This window comes from Siccirubricoccus phaeus (genome assembly GCF_008360935.1).
Lineage (GTDB): Bacteria > Pseudomonadota > Alphaproteobacteria > Acetobacterales > Acetobacteraceae > Siccirubricoccus > Siccirubricoccus phaeus.
Genome location: NZ_SRXO01000011.1, coordinates 78,816 through 96,483 on the forward strand (window position 1 = coordinate 78,816; position 17,668 = coordinate 96,483).

Annotated in this window: 20 protein-coding genes; 10 read left to right on the forward strand and 10 right to left on the reverse strand. The window is 69.8% G+C overall.

The features are described from left to right. Nucleotides 1-106: 106 nt before the first annotated feature. The 8 genes from E5N76_RS16345 to E5N76_RS16380 form a co-directional block, all read right to left on the reverse strand. Nucleotides 107-643: a HupE/UreJ family protein gene (locus tag E5N76_RS16345; RefSeq protein ID WP_149538385.1), complete on the reverse strand. Its 537-nt coding sequence runs from the start codon at nucleotides 641-643 to the stop codon at nucleotides 107-109. Next, nucleotides 643-1,332 (reverse strand): urease accessory protein UreG, encoded by a 690-nt coding sequence (gene ureG, locus E5N76_RS16350; RefSeq protein WP_149538386.1) that lies wholly within the window; start codon nucleotides 1,330-1,332, stop codon nucleotides 643-645. The genes E5N76_RS16345 and ureG overlap by 1 nt, the downstream gene beginning before the upstream one ends. Then, entirely contained in the window at nucleotides 1,329-2,063 is a 735-nt protein-coding gene (locus E5N76_RS16355; protein WP_235907733.1) for an urease accessory protein UreF, read from the reverse strand. The genes ureG and E5N76_RS16355 overlap by 4 nt, the downstream gene beginning before the upstream one ends. Then, entirely contained in the window at nucleotides 2,005-2,640 is a 636-nt protein-coding gene (ureE, locus tag E5N76_RS16360) for an urease accessory protein UreE (protein ID WP_187830209.1), read from the reverse strand. The genes E5N76_RS16355 and ureE overlap by 59 nt, the downstream gene beginning before the upstream one ends. Beyond that, nucleotides 2,640-4,352, reverse strand: coding sequence for an urease subunit alpha (ureC, locus tag E5N76_RS16365; RefSeq protein ID WP_149538387.1), 1,713 nt, complete (start codon nucleotides 4,350-4,352; stop codon nucleotides 2,640-2,642). The genes ureE and ureC overlap by 1 nt, the downstream gene beginning before the upstream one ends. Continuing rightward, nucleotides 4,352-4,657: an urease subunit beta gene (locus tag E5N76_RS16370; RefSeq protein WP_149538388.1), complete on the reverse strand. Its 306-nt coding sequence runs from the start codon at nucleotides 4,655-4,657 to the stop codon at nucleotides 4,352-4,354. Before E5N76_RS16370 ends, ureC begins: the two co-directional genes overlap by 1 nt. A gap of 88 nt (nucleotides 4,658-4,745) precedes the next feature. Then, on the reverse strand, nucleotides 4,746-5,048 hold the full coding sequence (locus tag E5N76_RS16375; RefSeq protein ID WP_149538389.1) for an urease subunit gamma: 303 nt from the start codon (nucleotides 5,046-5,048) through the stop codon (nucleotides 4,746-4,748). A gap of 41 nt (nucleotides 5,049-5,089) precedes the next feature. Beyond that, nucleotides 5,090-5,935 (reverse strand): urease accessory protein UreD, encoded by an 846-nt coding sequence (locus E5N76_RS16380; RefSeq protein ID WP_149538390.1) that lies wholly within the window; start codon nucleotides 5,933-5,935, stop codon nucleotides 5,090-5,092. 391 nt (nucleotides 5,936-6,326) lie between these two features. On the opposite strand from E5N76_RS16380, the gene E5N76_RS16385 reads away from it, so the two are divergent. The 10 genes from E5N76_RS16385 to E5N76_RS16435 all read left to right on the forward strand — a co-directional run bounded on the left by E5N76_RS16385 (nucleotide 6,327) and on the right by E5N76_RS16435 (nucleotide 16,574). Beyond that, entirely contained in the window at nucleotides 6,327-6,839 is a 513-nt protein-coding gene (locus E5N76_RS16385) for an ureidoglycolate lyase (RefSeq protein WP_187830210.1), read from the forward strand. Then, nucleotides 6,839-7,759 (forward strand): allantoinase PuuE, encoded by a 921-nt coding sequence (locus E5N76_RS16390; protein WP_149538392.1) that lies wholly within the window; start codon nucleotides 6,839-6,841, stop codon nucleotides 7,757-7,759. The genes E5N76_RS16385 and E5N76_RS16390 overlap by 1 nt, the downstream gene beginning before the upstream one ends. A 437-nt stretch (nucleotides 7,760-8,196) precedes the next feature. Further along, nucleotides 8,197-9,501 carry an AmpG family muropeptide MFS transporter gene (locus E5N76_RS16400; protein WP_149538394.1) on the forward strand — a complete coding sequence of 435 codons (1,305 nt, stop codon included), beginning with the start codon at nucleotides 8,197-8,199 and terminating at the stop codon, nucleotides 9,499-9,501. A gap of 217 nt (nucleotides 9,502-9,718) precedes the next feature. Beyond that, the gene (locus E5N76_RS16405) at nucleotides 9,719-10,066 is read left to right on the forward strand and encodes a DMT family protein (protein WP_149538395.1); all 348 of its coding nucleotides are present in this window, start codon (nucleotides 9,719-9,721) and stop codon (nucleotides 10,064-10,066) included. Nucleotides 10,067-10,385: 319 nt separating this feature from the next. Continuing rightward, nucleotides 10,386-11,504: an alanine dehydrogenase gene (gene ald, locus E5N76_RS16410; protein WP_149538396.1), complete on the forward strand. Its 1,119-nt coding sequence runs from the start codon at nucleotides 10,386-10,388 to the stop codon at nucleotides 11,502-11,504. A 191-nt stretch (nucleotides 11,505-11,695) separates the two neighbouring features. Beyond that, nucleotides 11,696-12,322: a LolA family protein gene (locus E5N76_RS16415; RefSeq protein WP_149538397.1), complete on the forward strand. Its 627-nt coding sequence runs from the start codon at nucleotides 11,696-11,698 to the stop codon at nucleotides 12,320-12,322. 102 nt (nucleotides 12,323-12,424) lie between these two features. Then, nucleotides 12,425-13,198, forward strand: a complete 774-nt coding sequence (locus tag E5N76_RS16420; RefSeq protein ID WP_149538398.1) for a gamma-glutamyl-gamma-aminobutyrate hydrolase family protein — start codon at nucleotides 12,425-12,427, stop codon at nucleotides 13,196-13,198. Nucleotides 13,199-13,724: 526 nt separating this feature from the next. Then, the gene (locus tag E5N76_RS16425; protein WP_149538399.1) at nucleotides 13,725-14,411 is read left to right on the forward strand and encodes a fumarylacetoacetate hydrolase family protein; all 687 of its coding nucleotides are present in this window, start codon (nucleotides 13,725-13,727) and stop codon (nucleotides 14,409-14,411) included. A 154-nt stretch (nucleotides 14,412-14,565) separates the two neighbouring features. Beyond that, entirely contained in the window at nucleotides 14,566-15,375 is an 810-nt protein-coding gene (locus E5N76_RS16430; protein WP_149538400.1) for an exodeoxyribonuclease III, read from the forward strand. A 503-nt stretch (nucleotides 15,376-15,878) separates the two neighbouring features. Continuing rightward, nucleotides 15,879-16,574: a response regulator transcription factor gene (locus E5N76_RS16435; protein ID WP_149538401.1), complete on the forward strand. Its 696-nt coding sequence runs from the start codon at nucleotides 15,879-15,881 to the stop codon at nucleotides 16,572-16,574. A gap of 85 nt (nucleotides 16,575-16,659) precedes the next feature. Here E5N76_RS16435 and E5N76_RS16440 read toward each other — a convergent pair whose 3' ends face one another. Further along, on the reverse strand, nucleotides 16,660-17,145 hold the full coding sequence (locus E5N76_RS16440; RefSeq protein ID WP_149538402.1) for a hypothetical protein: 486 nt from the start codon (nucleotides 17,143-17,145) through the stop codon (nucleotides 16,660-16,662). Next, nucleotides 17,127-17,543 carry a hypothetical protein gene (locus E5N76_RS16445; RefSeq protein WP_149538403.1) on the reverse strand — a complete coding sequence of 139 codons (417 nt, stop codon included), beginning with the start codon at nucleotides 17,541-17,543 and terminating at the stop codon, nucleotides 17,127-17,129. Before E5N76_RS16445 ends, E5N76_RS16440 begins: the two co-directional genes overlap by 19 nt. Between the last annotated feature and the right edge of the window lie 125 nt (nucleotides 17,544-17,668).

The following is a 17,668-nucleotide window of genomic DNA, read 5'->3' on the forward strand; positions in this document are numbered from 1 at the left end:
GAACCGTCGCGTCCAAACTCATGGCTGCCAAAGGCCCTTCGGCCTTTGGCGGAGGGAATTTGCGGGGGTGCGGCACCGCCGCAACGAGCCTCCCTCAAGTTGCCGTTCAGATGACGGCCAGCAGCACCCCCGCCGCCGCCGTCGCCGCCCCGGCCCAGCGCGCCGCGCGCAGGCTGCCTAGCGCCACGCCCGCGGCATGCAGCGCCGCGGTGGCGAGCAGGAAGCCAAGCGCCGCCGCCCCGCCAGCCAGCTCCGCCCCATGCGCCACGCCGTGCAGCAGGCCGAAGAACGCCGCGATGCCCGCCAGCACCGCCAGCGGGAGCCGCAGCGCCAGCGCCGCCAGCGCGCCCAGCACGATGAGCGAGGCGAGGATTCCGGCTTCGACGCCCGGGATGGCGATGCCGGCCATGGCCAGCCCCGCCCCCGCCGCCATGGCGCCGAGGAAGGCGCCCGGCAACACATAGCGCGCCGCGCCGCCCAGCAGCCCGCCGAGCAGCCCGACCGTCACCATGGCCAGCAGATGATCCAGCCCCAGCAGCGGATGGCTGAAGCCGGCGGCGAAGCCGGTTTCCAGCCCATGCCCCGGATGCGCCAGGGCGGGCAGCGGCGCCAGCAGCGCCGCGAGGAACAGGGCGCGGCGCATCAGGCGGCCTGCCGGCGGGCGATGCCGCCCTGGTCCAGGATGAAATTCGCGATCTCGGCCACGCCGGTATTCTCCTTCAGGTTGGTGAAGATGAAGGGCCGCTGCCCGCGCATCCGGCGGGCATCACGGTCCATGACGGAAAGATCGGCGCCGACCAGCGGCGCCAGGTCGATCTTGTTGATGACGAGCATGTCGGAGCGGGTGATGCCGGGGCCGCCCTTGCGCGGGATCTTGTCGCCCGCGCTGACATCGATGACGTAGAGGGTGAGGTCCGCGAGCTCCGGGCTGAAGGTGGCGGCGAGGTTGTCGCCGCCGCTTTCGATCAGCAGGAGTTCCAGCTTTGGGAAGCGCTCCACCATCTCCTGCACCGCGGCGAGGTTGATGGAGGCATCCTCCCGGATGGCGGTGTGGGGGCAGCCGCCGGTCTCGACGCCGGCGATGCGGCTGGGGTCCAGCGCGCCGGCGCGGGTGAGGAATTCGGCGTCTTCCTTGGTGTAGATGTCGTTGGTGATGACGGCGATGTCGTGGGTGGCGCGGAGGTGGCGGCAGAGGCGCTCCGTCAGCGCCGTCTTGCCGGAGCCGACGGGGCCGCCGATGCCGACGCGGAAGGGGCCGTTGGCCGTCCGATGACCGGAGCGCGCATCCTGCGCGGAGATCTGACTCGGCCGGCCATCCTGTAATGCGCTCATGAGCGGAACAGCCTCGTGTACTGGGTTTCGTGGCGCATGGAGAGCAGGTCCAGCATGGGCGCGGCGGTGCCGAGGCTGTCAAGCTCGGCCGATTCGGCGGCGTCGGCGGCGGCTTCGATGATGGGATGCAGCGTGGCGGTGGCGATCTGGCCATCGGTCTGGCCGAGCGGCACCAGGCGCACGCCGGCGGAGACGAGGTTGGCGGCGAAGCCGGAGAGGAAGCCGGTGAGCGCGGGGCGGAGCGGGATGGCGTGGAAGCCGGCGGCGGCGCCGAAGGCCACGGGATGTGCCAGGGCGCGGGGATGGCGGGCGGCGAGGGCGGCGAAGCGCGGGTCCGGCCAGGCGGAGTGGGTGACGCTGGCGAAGGCGGTGCCCTGCGCCATGGTCTCGAGCGCCGTCTCCGCCGTGCCGCGCCAGGCGGCGGCGAGGCGGGCGGCCTCGTCCAGCGCGGCATCGTCGTCGGCGATGGCGGCGCGCCAGGCGGCGACCAGCAGGGCGGCATCCACGCGGCCGGCGCCGTCGCGCAGCACGGTGGTGACATAGGCGAGGAGATCGGCGCGGGTCTTCACCGCGCCGTCCTCCACCGCGCGCTCCAGCCCATGGCTGTAGGTATAGGCGCCGATCGGATAGGCCGGGGAGAGCCAGGCCAGCAGCCGATAGAGCGCCGCGCCCTCAGTGATGGTGGTGGTGGTCGTCATCATCGCCATGGTGGTGGTGATGGTGGTGGCCATGGGGATGTTGATGCTGGCGGTTGTGCTCGCCATAGGCGCCGCCTTCCGGATCGAAGGGCGCATCGACGCGGCGGGTCTCGGCGCCGAGGCCCTGCAGCATCGCGACGATGACATGGTCGTCGCGGATCAGGATGCGGTTCCCTTCGATCTGCGTCGGCAGGTGCCGGTTGCCGAGGTGCCAGGCGAGGCGGGCGAGCTTCTCCGGCGTCTCGGCGGTGATTTCCACCAGCGGCTCCGGCGCCGCCCGCACCAGGATGACGCCGCCGCCCTCCAGCAGCAGCCCATCGCCCTGCCGCAGCGCCACGGCGGCTTCGAGGTCGAGCAGGAAGGCGAAGCCGTCCTCCGCGACGTAGCGCTTGCGGCGGCGGAAGCGGTCATCGAAGTCGAGCGTCACGGTGTGGCGCGCGGTGCGCTCCACCCAGCCGCCGGCGGGTAGCACCTGGGTGGCGCGGGGCAGTTCCTCGCCATCATGGATGTGATGCGGCTGATTCACGCTCCGCTCCTCGCGCTGGTGCCGCGCGCCTCCGGCATGAAATTCCGGCGCGACGCTGCGGCGCTCCACGATCAGACGCAGCATCAGAACAGGAAATAGCGCTGCGCCAGGGGCAGCACCTTCGCTGGTTCGCAGATCAGCAGCTCGCCATCGGCCCGGACCTCGTAGGTTTCGGGGTCCACCTCGATCTTCGGCAGGGCGTCGTTCAGCACCATGCTGCGCTTGCTGATGCCGCCGCGGGTATTCTCCACCCCGATGAGTTGGCGCTGCAGCCCCAACTTGTCCCCGATGCCATGCGCCAGTGCCGCCTTGGAGGTGAAGGTGACGCTGCTCGCCACCATCGCCTTGCCGAAGCCGGCGAACATCGGGCGGTAATGGACGGGCTGCGGCGTGGGTATGGAGGCGTTGGGGTCGCCCATCGGCGCCATGGCGATGGAGCCGCATTTCAGTACCAGATCCGGCTTCACCCCGAAGAAGGCGGGGGACCACAGCACGAGATCGGCCAGCTTGCCCACCTCCACGCTGCCGACATGGGCGCTGATGCCCTGGGCGATGGCGGGGTTGATGGTGTATTTCGCGATGTAGCGGCGGACGCGGAGATTGTCGTTGTCCCCCGTCTCCCCCGCCAGCCGGCCGCGCTGCTGCTTCATCTTGTGCGCGGTCTGCCAGGTGCGGATGATCACCTCGCCGACCCGCCCCATGGCCTGACTGTCGGAGCTCATCATGGAGATGGCGCCGAGATCGTGCAGGATGTCCTCCGCCGCGATCGTCTCCTTGCGGATGCGGGATTCGGCGAAGGCCACGTCCTCCGGGATGCGCGGGTCGAGGTGGTGGCAGACCATGAGCATGTCGAGATGCTCGTCCACCGTGTTCACCGTGTAGGGCATGGTCGGGTTGGTCGACGAAGGCAGGAAATTCGGCTCGCCGACAACCCGCAGGATGTCGGGTGCATGGCCGCCGCCGGCGCCCTCGGTGTGGAAGGCCTGGATGGTGCGGCCCTTGATGGCGGCGATGCTGCTCTCGACGAAGCCGCTCTCGTTCAGCGTGTCCGTGTGGATGGCCACCTGCACATCCAGCGCATCCGCCACGCTCAGGCAGGTGTCGATGGCCTTCGGCGTGGTGCCCCAATCCTCATGCAGCTTCAACCCGCAGGCGCCGGCCAGGATCTGCTCTTCCAGCCCCGCCGGCAGCGCCGCATTGCCCTTGCCGAGGAAGCCGAGATTGACCGGGAAGCTCTCCGCCGCCTGCAGCATGCGCGCCATGTGCCACGGCCCGGGCGTTGCGGTGGTGGCCAGCGTGCCATGCGCCGGGCCGGTGCCGCCGCCGAACATGGTGGTGACGCCGCTGGCCAGCGCCTCCTCGATCTGCTGCGGGCAGATGAAGTGGATATGCACATCGAGGCCGCCGGCGGTGAGGATGCGGCCCTCCCCGGCGATGATCTCCGTCCCCGGGCCGATGATAATGTCCACGCCCGGCTGGGTGTCCGGGTTGCCAGCCTTGCCGATGGCGGCGATGCGGCCTTCCTTCAGGCCGATATCGGCCTTGTAGATGCCGGTATGATCCAGGATCAGCGCGTTGGTAATGACGGTGTCCATGGCGCCGCCGGCGCGCGTCACCTGGCTCTGGCCCATGCCGTCGCGGATGACCTTGCCGCCGCCGAATTTCACCTCCTCGCCATAGGTCGTCAGATCGCGCTCCACCTCGATGATGAGGTCGGTGTCGGCGAGGCGCAGGCGGTCGCCCGTGGTCGGGCCGTACATGCCGGCATAGGCGGCGCGGGAGATGCGGCTAGGCATCAGACCTGTCCTTCCGTCTCGCCGCGGAAGCCGTGGACGATGCGGCTGCCGGCATAGGGGATGAGGCGCACTTTCCGCGTTTGCCCCGGCTCGAACCGCACCGCGGTGCCGGCGGCGATGTCGAGGCGGCGGCCCTTGGCCTTCTCTCGGTCGAAGTTCAGCGCCGGGTTGGTCTCGGCGAAATGGTAGTGGCTGCCGACCTGGATGGGGCGGTCGCCGGTATTGCCGATTTCGAGCTCGATGGCGTCGCGGCCGGCATTCAGCTCGATCTCGCCGGGGGCGGGGAGGAGTTCGCCAGGGATCATGCGCGGGCGCTCCTCGCGTCGCGGCCAGGTTCGGCGTGGGAGGGGACCGGGCGAGGCGCGGCCAGGAGGGGGCGGGGCTGCACGTCGCTCACCGGATCGGCTCATGCACGGTGACGAGCTTGGTGCCGTCGGGGAAGGTCGCCTCCACCTGGATCTCATGGATCATCTCGGCGATGCCCTCCATCACCTGGTCGCGGCGGAGCACGGTGGCGCCCTCACGCATCAGCTCCGCCACGCTGCGGCCATCCCGCGCGCCTTCCACGACGAAATCGGTGATGAGGGCGACGGCCTCCGGGTGGTTCAGCTTCACGCCGCGTTCCAGCCGCCGCCGCGCCACCTGGGCGGCCATGGCGATCAGCAGCTTGTCCTTCTCCCGCGGCGTCAGATTCATGCCTTGCCCCCCGAGCCCCGCCCGATCATGGCGTCACTCCCTCATGTCGTCCACAGCCGCGGCAGCCGCGCGGGCAGGCCGAGCTGGGCGGCGCGCAAGGCGCAGAGCGCGGCCGCCACGGCCTCCCTGACGGCGCCGGCGGGGCCGAGGAAGCGGGCCAGCAGCAGGCCGGGGCGGGGGATGGTGGCGCCGCAGGCCACGCGCTCCGGCAGGCTTCGCAGCGTCTCGCGCCCTGCCTCCGCCGCGCCGCCGGCCAGCAGCAGCGTGCCCAGCGCCTTCGCGCCGGCGAAGCCGAAGGGGGCGGCGAGCTGCGTGCCGATCCCGCCTTCCAGCGCCAGCGCATCCAGCCAGAGCAGCCCATCCGGGCCTTCCAGCCGCCAGGCATCGAAGACGGTGCCGGCGGTCATCGTCTCGCCGCTTGCGGCGCGGCCGAAGACCAGGGTCTCCGCCGCCAGCAGCCTCGCGCCCGGCGCCAGCCGCGCGGCCATGCGGCGGCGCAGCCGGGCGCCCTCGAACAGGATGGTCTCCTGCGGGATCCATTCCAGCATCGCGCCGGGGCCGAGGGTGACGGCGCTCTCCACCCGGGTCTCCGGGCCGAGGCTGCGATACACCTTCTCCGCCGCGGCGGTGCTGAGCGTGGCCCGCGCCCCGGCCTCCAGCCGCACCTCCTGCCGCAGCGAATCGCCACCGGCGAGCCCGCCGGCGCAATTCAGCACGGCGGCGGTCAGCGCCTCATCCGGCTCCGGCACCGGGAACAGCACGCGGGCGGGGGCCTGCTGGTAGAGATCCCGCAGCGCGGTCCCGCGCGGCCCGGCGGCCAGATGCAGCGCGAAGGCGCCCTCGGCGCGCTGGTGGCGGGGCGGGGCGGGCGGCAGGTCGCGGGGCATCGGCACGCATCCTGGCACGCGGCAAGGCGGCGGGGAATGCGAGCCGGGGCGGGCGAAGAACACGGCCGCGCCGCCCTCAGGCGGGCGGTGCCGCCGCCGACCGAGCCGGTCGGCCCGCCGATCCGCGGCCCGGCATGGTCCCCGCGCCCTCCTCACCCCTCCCGGCCTTGCCGCCCACCTTCCTCCGTGTAGTGTCGCCCCTCCGTGCAGTGCCGCCGATGCTCGTCATCGCTCCCCGCCCCGTGGCCCCGGCGGAAAATCTGCCCGTCTCCCCTTCCTCTCTTCCGCGCGGGCGGACATGCTGCCGCCCGCATCAGGGACATATGGAGGGACGCTTGATGATCCGCCTGGCTGCCGTTTCCGGCACGCCGATCCTCCGCGCCTCCATCGCATGGCTGCCGGCAGAGGGCCGGACCGGGAGGGCAAGGGGATGATCCTGCGCGCCGAACCCCTGACCTCCGCCGCCTTCCTGCCTTTCGGCGAGGTGATCGAATGCCCCGCCATCCCGGGCCGCACCTATTTCGAGGATGCGCTGGCCAATCTCCGCCCCGGGGCGCGGCCTTCCCTCTCCCTGACGGTGAAGGCGCCGCTGGCCGCCCTGCCGCTCCGCTCCACCACCATGGAGCGGCATGAATTCAGCTCGCAAAGCTTCATCCCGCAGGAGAGCGGGCGCTGGCTCTGCATCGTCGCGCCGCATGCGCCCACCGGCGGGCCGGACATGGCGCGGGCGCGGGCCTTTCTCTGCGGGCCGCGGCAGGGCGTGACCTATGGCGCCAATGTCTGGCACCACCCCTTCACCGTGCTGGACCGGGAAGCGCGCTTCGTCATCGTCATGTGGCTGGATGGCACGAAGACCGACGAGGAATTCGTCGAGGTGCCGCCCTTCAGCGTGGAGCTGCCCTGATGCCTTACGAGGTGCGACGCGATTTCATCGGCTACGGCGCCAGCCCGCCGGATCCGCAATGGCCGGGCGGGGCGCGGCTGGCGGTGAATTTCGTCATCAATTACGAGGAAGGGTCGGAGCCCTCCTTCGCGTTGGGCGATGGCGTGACGGAGAACGGCCTGACCGAATCGCATGGCCTCAACCAGGTGAAGTCCGGCCGGGACCTGGCCGCCGAGGGCATGTTCGAATACGGCTCCCGCGTCGGCTTCTGGCGGCTGCACCGGCTGTTCCAGGAACGCGGCCTGCCGCTGACGATCTTCGGCTGCGGCATGGCGCTGGAGGCGAACCCGGAGGCGGCAGCGGCCATCCGCAAAGCGGGCTACGACATCTGCTCCCATGGCTGGCGCTGGGTGAAGCATTTCGAGCTGAGCGAGGCGGAGGAGCGCGAGCATATCCGCCGCGCCTTCGAAAGCCTGTCGAAGACCGTGGGCAGGCCGGATGGCTGGTATTGCCGCTATGGCCCCAGCGTGAACACCCGCCGTCTCGTCGTCGAGCATGGCGGCTTCCTCTATGACAGCGACTATTACGGGGAGGAGCTGCCCTTCTGGGTGACGGTGGACGGCAAGGCGCAGCTCGTCGTGCCCTACTCGCTGACCAATAATGACGGGAAATATGCCGGCTGGATGGGCACCAGCGACCAGTGGTTCAGCTACATCCGCGATGCCTTCGACATGCTGTATGCGGAGGGCGCGAAGACGCCGAAGATGATGTCCGTCGGGCTGCATATGCGCCTCATCGGCCATCCGGCGCGGGCGGTGGGGCTGCAGCGGCTGCTGGACACCATGATGCAGCGGAAGGGCGTGTGGATCACCCGGCGCGTCGATATCGCGAAGCACTGGGTCGCCACGCATCCCTATCCGGGCAAGGGGCTGAACGAGTGACGGCGCCCTTCGCCCCCCTGCACGTCGCGCCGGGCGGGCAGCGCTACCGGGTGGAGCGGCCCTGGGGCGAGATCCCGCCGGACCTGGTGTCATCAGCGATGTGAGGCGTGCTATTCGCACGATGTGAGACGTGCTATTCGCAGCGATGTGAGGCGTGCTATTCGCAGCGATGTGAGGCGTGCTATTCGCAGCGATGTGAGGCGTGCTATTCGCAGCAATGTGAGGCGTGCTATTCGCAGCGATGTGAGGCGTGCTATTCGCAGCGATGTGAGGCGTGCTATTCGCAGCGATGTGAGGCGTGCTATTCGCACGACGCGCGGTGCCGCTGCGCGGCATTCTTGCCTCGAACATGGCCCCATGGCTCTCGCAAGGGGTCGCCTTCGCGCGAAACGGCTCAGGCCATAGCCACCGCGCCCCCCTTCGGCTATCCGCTGCCGATGCTCCGGGACCGGCGTTTCCTCCTGCTCCTCGCCCTCGGCTTCTCCGCCGGCGTGCCCCTGCCGCTCGTCGCCGGCCAAGTGCTGCGGCAATGGTTCACCGAAAGCGGCCTCTCCCTCTCCGCCATCGGCTTCACCGCGCTGATCGGGCTGGCCTACGCCAATAAATTCCTCTGGTCCCCGGCGCTGGACGCGGTGCGGCCGCCCCTGCCGCTCGGCCAGCGCCGGGGCTGGCTGCTGACCGTCCAGGCGGGGCTGGTCGCCGCCATCCTCGCCGTCGCTGCCACGGACCCCACCCAGGGCGCGGCGCTGACCGTCGCCTTCGCCGTGCTGGTCGCCTTCCTCTCCGCCAGCCAGGACATCGTGGTGGATGCCTGGCGCATCGAAATGCTGGGCGAGGATGCGGAACGCCAGGCCTTCGGCCTTGCCGCCTATGTCTGGGGCTATCGCCTCGCGCTGCTGGCCAGCGGCGCCGGCGTGCTCTTCCTGGTGCAGTGGCTGGGCTGGCAGGGCGCCTATGCCGCCGCCGCCCTGCTGCTGCTGCCCGGCATGGCGGCCGCCCTGGCCGGGCCGGAAACCCCCCGCCCGCCTGCCATCGCGCTCGGCTGGCGGGCCCGGCTGCGCGCCTCGGTGCTCGATCCCTTCCAGGAATTCCTCGGCCGGCCGGGCTGGCTCGCCATCCTGCTCTTCATCTCCCTCTTCAAGCTGGGGGAGGCGCTGGCCGGCCTGATGACCACGCCCTTCTACCGCTCCCTCGGCTTCACCCGGGAAGACGTGGCGAGCGTCGCCACGGTGTTCGGCATGGCCGCGACCATCGCCGGCGCGCTGAGCGGCGGGTGGCTGGTCGGGCGCATCGGCACCGGGCGGGCGCTGGTCGTCACCGGGCTCGGGCAGATGCTCTCCAACCTGATGTACCTGGCGCTGGTCGGCGGCGGGCGGGACATGCCGATGCTCTTCGCCCAGGTGGGGGTGGAAAGCTTCACCGACGGGCTGGCCGATGCCGCCTTCCTCACCTACCTCTCGGGGCTTACCAGCCGGGCCTTCACGGCGACGCAATATGCGCTGCTCTCCTCGCTGGCGGCGGTGCCGCTGCGGACGCTCGGGGCCTCCTCCGGCTGGCTGGCGGAGAGCCTGGGCTGGGCGGGGTTCTTCGTGCTGACCACGGCGGCGGCGCTGCCGGCGCTGGGGGTCATGCTGTGGCTGCTGTGGCGGCTGCCGGTTGGGGCTCTGCCCCGAACCCCGGCAGGGGGCGCTGCCCCCTGCACCCCCGCCGGGGGGAAGGCTTCCCCCCGGACCCCGCCCTAGTGTCCCGATCCGCGGTCCTGCGGACGTCGTTGTCGGGCCACTAGCTTATGTTTTCAGCGGCCTGCTTGTCCGCTGCGTTCGCTGGAAATCCAGCGAACTGCGCGGGCAGGACACTATCGGAGATAAGCTGCTCTAGACCTTATATTTTCCAGAGCAAGAAATCCGATCAGGTGATTCCACCTGATCGAATATTGCTCTAAGTCTGGGACCCGTCGGCATGAATCCTGCGCATCTGTGGCCGCCGCTGCTGCTGATCGGCAGCAACGTGCTGATGACCTTCGCCTGGTACGGGCACCTGAAGCGGCCGGCCTGGCCGATCTGGCTGGCCGTCATCGCCTCCTGGGGCATCGCCTTCTTCGAATACTGCCTGGCGGTGCCGGCCAACCGCATCGGCTACGGCACCTTCACCGGCCAGCAGCTCAAGGTGATGCAGGAGGTGATCACCCTTTCGGTCTTCGCCGGCTTCTCCGTGCTGGTGCTGGGGGAGCCGCTGCGCTGGACCTACCTGGCCGCCATGGCCTGCCTCATCGCCGCCGTCATCTTCATCTTCCTGCCGATAGACTAGATCCCCACGAGAGCGCCGCACGGCTGCTTCCTCGGGGCCGGAGTCGCTGCACGCCAGGCGCTTCGCGCAGCCTGCCGCGGCAAGGCCGCGTCAGCGCCGGGCGGCGTTCCTCGGCGCTGGCGTCGCAGGGGGCCGGCTGCAGGTGTTCCGCCTCCGGCACCGCTCCCCCGCTCAGCCTCTCGTGGCAAACGGCGCCGGGCGGCCGCCCGCTTCGGTGTTCCACGGCCGCCTGGGCGTTCCGCCCTCGGCACCCGCCGACATGCCTTCCGATGCCGACCGGGCAGCCCCACATCCGTGCCAACGGCATCGGAGGGGACACATGCTCATCGGCGTTCCGCGCGAGGTGAAGAACCACGAATACCGGGTCGGCCTGGTCCCCGCCTCGGTGCGGGAGCTGACCTCTAGGGGCCACCGGGTTCTGGTGGAAACCGGCGCCGGGGCCGGGATCGGCTTCCCCGATGCCGCCTATGCCGGCGCCGGCGCCGCCATCGCCGCGAATGCCGCGCAGATCTTCGCGACCGCGGAGCTGGTGGTGAAGGTGAAGGAGCCGCAGCCGGCGGAATGGGCGCAGCTCCGCCCCGGCCAGATCCTCTTCACCTACCTGCATCTGGCGCCGGACCCGGAGCAGACGCGCGGGCTGCTGGAAAGCCGCTGCACCGCCATCGCCTATGAGACCGTGACCAGCGCCGAGGGCGGCCTGCCCCTGCTGGCGCCGATGAGCGAGGTGGCCGGTCGCATGGCCGTGCAGGTGGGCGCCCACTGCCTGGAGAAGGAGTCGGGCGGGGCCGGTATCCTGCTCTCCGGCGTGCCTGGCGTGCCGGGGGCGCGCGTCGCGATCCTCGGCGGCGGCGTGGTCGGCTCCAACGCCGCCCGCATCGCCGCCGGCATGCGGGCGCGGGTCACGGTGCTGGACCGCAGCCTGCGCGTGCTGGATGGGCTGGACCGGGAATTCGGCGGCAATGTCGCCACGCTCTTCGCCACGGCGGAGGCGGTGGAGCAGGCGGTGACCGAGGCCGATCTCGTCATCGGCGCCGTGCTGGTGCCCGGCGCCGCGGCGCCGCGGCTGGTGACGCGCGCCATGCTGCAGGGCATGCGCCCGGGCAGCGTGCTGGTGGATGTGGCGATCGACCAGGGCGGCTGCTTCGAGACCTCCCGCCCCACCACCCATGCCGAGCCGACCTTCGTCGTGGACGGCATCATCCACTACTGCGTCACCAACATGCCCGGCGCCGTGGCCCGCACCAGCGCCGTCGCGCTGAACAACGCGACCCTGCCCTTCGTGGTCCAGTTGGCGGAGCTGGGCTTCCCCCGGGCGCTGTCGGCCAACCCGCACCTGGCCCAGGGGTTGAACCTGCATGCCGGCCGCATCGTCCACCCGGCGGTGGCGGCCGCGATGGGGGCCGAGCCGCTACCCTTGGCGGCCGCGCTGGCCGGTTGAGGGCCGGCCCCGACGCCCGGATCGCCAGACTCAGGGCGAGGTCCGGGGAAAGCCATCCCCCCGGCTGGCGGCGCTGCCGCCAACGGGGCCAGGGCGCCTGCTGGGGGTCCGGGGGCCAAGCCCCCGGTACGGCACGCCGATTTTCCTGATGGTGCCTTTTCCCCGCCGCACTCCCTTGCCACATCCCGCCCATGCAGCGTCGTGCCCTTCTCGCCCTTCCTTTTCTCCTCCCCCCGCTCACCGCCCTGGCCCAGCCGGCCACGCTGAACGAGCGCGACCGTGCCGACCTGGCCCGCGCCGAGACCTGGATGAACGGCCTGCAAAGCCTGAAGGCCCGTTTCCTCCAGATCGCCCAGAACGGCGCCAGCGCGGAGGGCACGGGCTGGATCGTCCGCCCCGGCCGCATGCGCTTCGAATACGATCCGCCGGAGCCCTTGCTGCTGGTGGCCAGCCATGGCCAGTTCTTCTACTTCGACAAGCAGCTCCGCCAGGCCACCACCGTCGCGCTCTCCGCCACGCCGCTCGGCATCCTGCTGAACGAGAATCTGCGCTTCTCCGGCGATATCACGGTCACCGGGGTGCAGCGCGGCGGCGGGCTGCTGCGCATCACCCTGTTCCGCACCGGCCGCGCCGCGGAGGGCCGCCTGACCCTGGTCTTCGCCGAGCAGCCCATGGAGCTGAAGCAATGGGCGGTGGTGGATGCCCAGGGGCGTGAGACCCGTGTCAGCCTGTTCCAGGCGGAGTATGGCGGCCGCTACCCGTCCAGCCTGTTCGAGTTCAACGATCCGCGCTTCCGCGAGCAGCTTGGCATTCCGTGAGCAGGTGGCGGCGGACTCTGCCGAATTGCATGGCAGATTCGTCCTCCGCTCAAGCTTCTGCATCTTGATCGCGCCGCAATCGCGGGGGAAGCTTCCGGGGTGATGAAGCCGCTCATTGGCATATCCTGCTGCGTCAAGCCCTTCGGCATCTTTGCCACGCCCAATCACGCCGCTTCGGACAGCTATATCCGCGTGGTGCTGGGGCCGGTGGACGGCATTCCCGTGCTGCTGCCCGCGGCCGGGGAGGCGCTGGTGCCGGAAATCCTGCCGCGGCTGGATGGGCTGATCCTCACCGGCAGCCGGTCCAATGTCTGCCCCGACTACTATGAAGGCCCGCCGCATGCCGAGGGCACGCCGGAGGACAAGGCGCGGGACGCCACCACCCTGCCGCTGATCCGCGCCGCCATCGCCGCCGGCCTGCCGCTGCTGGCCATCTGCCGCGGCTTTCAGGAGCTGAACGTGGCCCTCGGCGGCAGCCTGGACCAGCGGGTGCAGGATCTGCCCGGGCGGATCGACCATTCCACGCCTTCGGACCAGCGCTTCGCCAGGGTGCGGGTGGCGAAGGCGCATAATGTCCGGCTGCTGCCGGGCAGCTTCCTGGCGGAGCTGGGCGGCGCCACGGATATTCCGGTGAACTCCCTGCACAACCAGGGCATCGCCCGCATCGCGCCGCGGCTGACGGCGGAGGGCTGGGCGCCGGACGGCACCATCGAGGCGGTGCGGGTGAAGGACGCGTCCGGCTTCGCCTACGGCATCCAGTGGCACCCGGAATATGATTGGGAAACGGATGCGCTCAGCCGCGCGCTGTTCGAGCGGTTCGGCGCCGCGGCCACGGCCTGGGCGGCCCGCCGGAGCATGCCCCAGGCGGCGGAATAGCCGGGGCGGCCGTCCTGCCGGCCGGATCGAAGCGGGCCGGGCCCCGCCATGCCGAATCGAAGCAGGCCGATTCTTCCCATGCCCGGAGGCCAGCGGGGGATGTGGCTGCCTCCTCGGCGGCCCGTGCCGCTGGTGCCAGCCGCCCGGCATCTGCCCTGGCGCGCGGCGCCGCCCGGCGCCAGCCTCACACCTGCGCGAAATGTCCTGCGCGCTACAACTTTATTCGTGGAGTCGCGCAATCGCCTTTTGCGTCTTTGGCAACAACACGCTAGTCTCCACTCACCAGCCCCCCCAATAGGCTGGAGGTCGATGTCCGGACTCCCCTGCCGGCTCGCCCGACCTTTCCGATCGGAAACTACAACAACGGCGCCCGGACACCCCCCTGTCCGGGCGCTTTTTTGTGGTCGGGGAAGAATTACCCGTGAGGACTTAAAGTATCACTTTAAGTTCGGGCGGCCCGGGGTCGGGGCTGTTCGGGGCGGGTGGCGCGCGGTATGGCAGGGGCGAGACAAGCAAGGGTCCCGCCATGTCGGACTATGTCATCGCCCCGCCGGTGATCGCCGCCGTCCCCGTCAAGGGCAGCAGCCAGATGTTCCCGGTGCGCCGCATCTTCTGCGTCGGCCGCAATTACGCGGAACACGCCATCGAGATGGGCAGCGACCCGACCCGCGAGCCGCCCTTCTACTTCACCAAACCCGCCGATGCGCTGGTGGTGAACGACGCCGACATGCCCTACCCGCCGATGTCGAAGTCGCTGCATTACGAGATGGAGCTGGTGGTCGCCATCGGCGCGGCGGGCGCGAATATCAGCGTGGCGGATGCGCTGGGGCATGTGTGGGGCTATTGCGCGGGGTTGGACATGACCCGGCGGGATCTGCAGAACGAGGCGAAGAAGACCGGCCGCCCCTGGGACATGGGCAAGGGCTTCGACCTTTCCGCGCCGATGGGCGCGCTGGTGCCGGCCAGGGGCGTCGATCCCTCCAAGGGGAAGATCGAACTGCGGGTGAACGGCAAGGTGGTGCAGTCCTCCGACCTCGCCAAGCTGATCTGGAGCGTGCCGGAGGTGATCTCCAACCTCTCCCACCTGGTGCGGCTGGCGCCGGGTGACCTGATCATGACCGGCACGCCGGAAGGCGTCGGCCCGGTGGTGAAGGGCGATGTGCTGGAGGGGTTCGTGGAGGGCGTGGGCGAGGTGCGGACAAGGATCGTCTAGGAACTTCCGACGACGCCGCTGGCGCGGCGCCGCGGGGGCCCCGGAGTCGCTCTGCGAGCAGCGGCTTGCACAGCCCGCCGTGGCGGGACGCCGGGCGGCCCAGGATCGGCCGCTGCGGCTTGATCCCATGGGCGGGAGGCGGTAGCGCGGGAGGATGACCGCGCTCCGCATCGCCACCTGGAACATCAATTCCGTCCGCCTCCGCCGCCCGCTGCTCGCCGATCTCGTCGGCGCGCTGGCGCCCGATGTGCTCTGCCTGCAGGAGACGAAATGCCCGGACGAGCTCTTCCCGCTGGAGGAGCTGAAGGCGGCGGGGTTTCCCTACGTCGCGCACCGCGGGATGAAGGGGTATAACGGCGTCGCCATCCTCTCCCGCATCCCCTTCGCGGTGCGGGCGGAGGATCCGGACTGGTGCGGCAAGGGGGATTGCCGGCATCTCGGCGTGGCGCTGGAGCTGCCGGGCGGGGCGCTGGAGCTGCACGACTTCTACGTGCCCGCCGGCGGCGACGTCCCGGACCCCAAGCTCAACCCGAAATTCGCGCATAAGCTGGACTTCGTCGCGGAGGCGACGGCCTGGTGCCTGGAACGCGGCCCGGCGCGGCGGGCGGTGATGGTGGGCGACCTCAACATCGCGCCGCTGGAGCATGATGTGTGGAGCCACAAGCAGCTTCTCGACGTCGTCTCCCACACCCCCGTCGAGGTGGCGGCGCTGACCGCCTGGCAGCAGGCAGGGGCGTGGCACGATGCGGTGCGCCATTTCGTGCCGGCGGAGCAGAAGCTCTACACATGGTGGTCCTACCGGGCGCGGGATTGGGAGGCGTCCGATCGCGGGCGGCGGCTGGATCATATCTGGGTCAGCCAGGACCTCGCCGGCGGGCTGCGGCGGCATGAGATATTGAAGCCGGCGCGCGGCTGGCCGCAGGCCAGCGACCATGTGCCGGTGATGGTCGAGCTGGAGGTCTAGTTCTTCCCCGCGAAGCCCCTTCGCGCCTTCGCGCGGCCCCGGATTTGCCCCGGACTGGCGCTGCGCGCCGCCGCGGCGCCCGCAATCGCCCGATCGGCTGCGGCCCTGCACAGCCTGTCGCGGCAAAGCCACGCCAGGGCAGCGGGCGGCGCCCTGCCAGCCACCGCGCTCCCCGACCAGGCGCCGACGCCGCCGCTCCGGCCGGGCGCGCCTAGAGCGGGATCGGTTGAGCTGCGCTCACCCGCCCCGCTCTGGCTCATTGTTCGGTCGCGTGATTCACGGTTTCAGTCGATTCGACCTCAACCGATCACGCTCTAGGCCACGGCCATGGTCCCAAGGTCGGGCCGAGGGCGTCGCGCCTTGGGCGCTCCCCCGACTCTCCAGGCCCTCTCCACGCTCTCCAGCGCATCGTTCCGGTGACCCGTGTCACCGACAGGCCCGGGCAAGCCGGCCAACCTCCGCGCCATGCCGTAACCGGCCCCCCTCCAGCGTGGAGACCGCCCATGCCGCCCCGCCCTGTCCTGATCGTCGAAGACGATGCCGTGCTCTGCGAAACCCTCTTCGAGCAGCTCAGCCAGGAAGGCGAATTCGCGCCCCAGATCGCCGACACCACCGCCGCCGCGGCGGAGAAGCTGGCCGGCCCGGTGCGCTTCGACGCCATCCTGCTCGATCTCGGCCTGCCGGACGGCGACGGACGGGAATTCTGCGCCAGGCTGCGCGAGGAAGGGCAGAGAATGCCTATCATCATGCTCACCGGCCGGGACCGGGAGGAGGATGTGGTGCAGGGCCTGGATGCCGGCGCCAATGACTACCTGGCCAAGCCCTTCCGGCTGAACGAGCTGCTGGCGCGGCTGCGCGCCCAGCTCCGCATCCACGACAATTCGGAGGATGCGGTGTTCCCGATCGGCCCGCATCTCTTCCGCCCGGCGGCGCGGCTGCTGGTGGAGCCGACGCGGAACCGCAAGGTGCGGCTGACGGCGAAGGAGAGCAGCATCCTGAAATATCTCTACCGCGCCGGCGGCCGCGCGGTGCCGCGGGAGAAGCTGCTGGAGGAGGTGTGGGGGTACAACGCCGCCGTCTGCACCCATACGGTGGAGACGCATATCTACCGGCTGCGGCAGAAGATCGAGCCGAATCCGGCGATGGCGCAATTGCTGCTGACGGAGAGTGGGGGGTATTGCCTGATGGCGGGGGCGTAGCTCTTACGCGGTCGAGGCAGCGGCCGGCGCTTCCTAGGATCGAGACAATAGCGGCAGGCCGGCTAGGCTGCCGCCGCCGCCGCGGTCACGCTGCCTCAAGGTTCCTGACCCCTCTGTCGAAGTATTCGGCAGGGTTCCTCTTTCGCTTGTCGAGGGGCAGGCGCCGATAGATCGCCGCGTAGCCATCACCGACTTTGACATCGTTCACAACGACGTCCTTTAGCGTGGCAATGAGATGGCTTGGGCGCTGCGGCTCGATGGAGAAGCGGAAGCCATGCGGAGCGCCGAAGATGGCATTCTCCCACGCCGGGCTGACCACGTGAATCTGCATCGGGCTGATGCCGGCGGGCAGCGGACGGATCCGGAAGGCGCGCAGCAGGCGCTCGAAAATCCAGCGTGGGCCTCGGGTATCCACCATGGGCGACACGAGCACAAAGTGCCATTCATCAGTGTCCCGATTGCGGACCCAGGCTGCGGCATAGGCGTGAAAGCCAATCTCGTCAGTCAAGTCCAAAAGCGCAGCACCGGCAGCTTCGCGCTCAGGATCTAGCTCTACATCATCAGCAGCCATGCCACGAGCCTTTCTGCAGCATCGACCATGTCATCGACCATTGGCGCAGACAGCGGCTTGTCAGGGTATCGGCTAGCCATAGAGAATTCCTTAGCAACCACCCATGCCACCCCGACTTCCGTAACGTACCTTATCTCGGCCTCAACGTCCTGAAGAAGGCCGGCGATACGCAGCAGTTGTTCAAAATTGTGAACATACAAGTCGCCGCGCTCTGATCTTCCAGGCCAGCGATTGAGGCCGTTGCGCCTCATGATCAGACTCTTGATGGCGCACTCGACGCCAAGCCCCGCCATGCTATAAGCTTGCCTTGGCATGAGTTTTCTTAGCGCTAAGGCAGACTCTGCATAGCGCTGCGCCTCTTTCGCCCAGCCATCGGGCGTGGGGTCATTTTCAACCACGCCCGGGCATTGACTTGGCTTGCACCTTTCGAACCTTCTACTTCGAAATGAGTCTGCGGGGCCAGCTGGCTGGCGTCAAGACCGGGAGAAGGAGAAGTCAGGCAGAGGGCCCGATCTCCCCCCTC

What these genes read in the sequence shown, in the direction of transcription:
- E5N76_RS16435 (WP_149538401.1), top strand. Translation starts at nt 15,879, where the DNA reads ATGCCGCCCCGCCCTGTCCTGATCGTCGAAGACGATGCCGTGCTCTGC.
- E5N76_RS16355 (WP_235907733.1), bottom strand. Translation starts at nt 2,063, where the DNA reads ATGGCCACCACCATCACCACCACCATGGCGATGATGACGACCACCACC.
- E5N76_RS16345 (WP_149538385.1), bottom strand. Translation starts at nt 643, where the DNA reads ATGCGCCGCGCCCTGTTCCTCGCGGCGCTGCTGGCGCCGCTGCCCGCC.
- ureG (WP_149538386.1), bottom strand. Translation starts at nt 1,332, where the DNA reads ATGAGCGCATTACAGGATGGCCGGCCGAGTCAGATCTCCGCGCAGGAT.
- ureE (WP_187830209.1), bottom strand. Translation starts at nt 2,640, where the DNA reads ATGCTGCGTCTGATCGTGGAGCGCCGCAGCGTCGCGCCGGAATTTCAT.
- E5N76_RS16420 (WP_149538398.1), top strand. Translation starts at nt 12,425, where the DNA reads ATGAAGCCGCTCATTGGCATATCCTGCTGCGTCAAGCCCTTCGGCATC.
- ald (WP_149538396.1), top strand. Translation starts at nt 10,386, where the DNA reads ATGCTCATCGGCGTTCCGCGCGAGGTGAAGAACCACGAATACCGGGTC.
- E5N76_RS16380 (WP_149538390.1), bottom strand. Translation starts at nt 5,935, where the DNA reads ATGCCCCGCGACCTGCCGCCCGCCCCGCCCCGCCACCAGCGCGCCGAG.
- E5N76_RS16405 (WP_149538395.1), top strand. Translation starts at nt 9,719, where the DNA reads ATGAATCCTGCGCATCTGTGGCCGCCGCTGCTGCTGATCGGCAGCAAC.
- E5N76_RS16375 (WP_149538389.1), bottom strand. Translation starts at nt 5,048, where the DNA reads ATGAATCTGACGCCGCGGGAGAAGGACAAGCTGCTGATCGCCATGGCC.
- E5N76_RS16370 (WP_149538388.1), bottom strand. Translation starts at nt 4,657, where the DNA reads ATGATCCCTGGCGAACTCCTCCCCGCCCCCGGCGAGATCGAGCTGAAT.
- ureC (WP_149538387.1), bottom strand. Translation starts at nt 4,352, where the DNA reads ATGCCTAGCCGCATCTCCCGCGCCGCCTATGCCGGCATGTACGGCCCG.
- E5N76_RS16415 (WP_149538397.1), top strand. Translation starts at nt 11,696, where the DNA reads ATGCAGCGTCGTGCCCTTCTCGCCCTTCCTTTTCTCCTCCCCCCGCTC.
- E5N76_RS16390 (WP_149538392.1), top strand. Translation starts at nt 6,839, where the DNA reads ATGCCTTACGAGGTGCGACGCGATTTCATCGGCTACGGCGCCAGCCCG.
- E5N76_RS16430 (WP_149538400.1), top strand. Translation starts at nt 14,566, where the DNA reads ATGACCGCGCTCCGCATCGCCACCTGGAACATCAATTCCGTCCGCCTC.
- E5N76_RS16440 (WP_149538402.1), bottom strand. Translation starts at nt 17,145, where the DNA reads ATGGCTGCTGATGATGTAGAGCTAGATCCTGAGCGCGAAGCTGCCGGT.
- E5N76_RS16385 (WP_187830210.1), top strand. Translation starts at nt 6,327, where the DNA reads ATGGCTGCCGGCAGAGGGCCGGACCGGGAGGGCAAGGGGATGATCCTG.
- E5N76_RS16425 (WP_149538399.1), top strand. Translation starts at nt 13,725, where the DNA reads ATGTCGGACTATGTCATCGCCCCGCCGGTGATCGCCGCCGTCCCCGTC.
- E5N76_RS16400 (WP_149538394.1), top strand. Translation starts at nt 8,197, where the DNA reads ATGCTCCGGGACCGGCGTTTCCTCCTGCTCCTCGCCCTCGGCTTCTCC.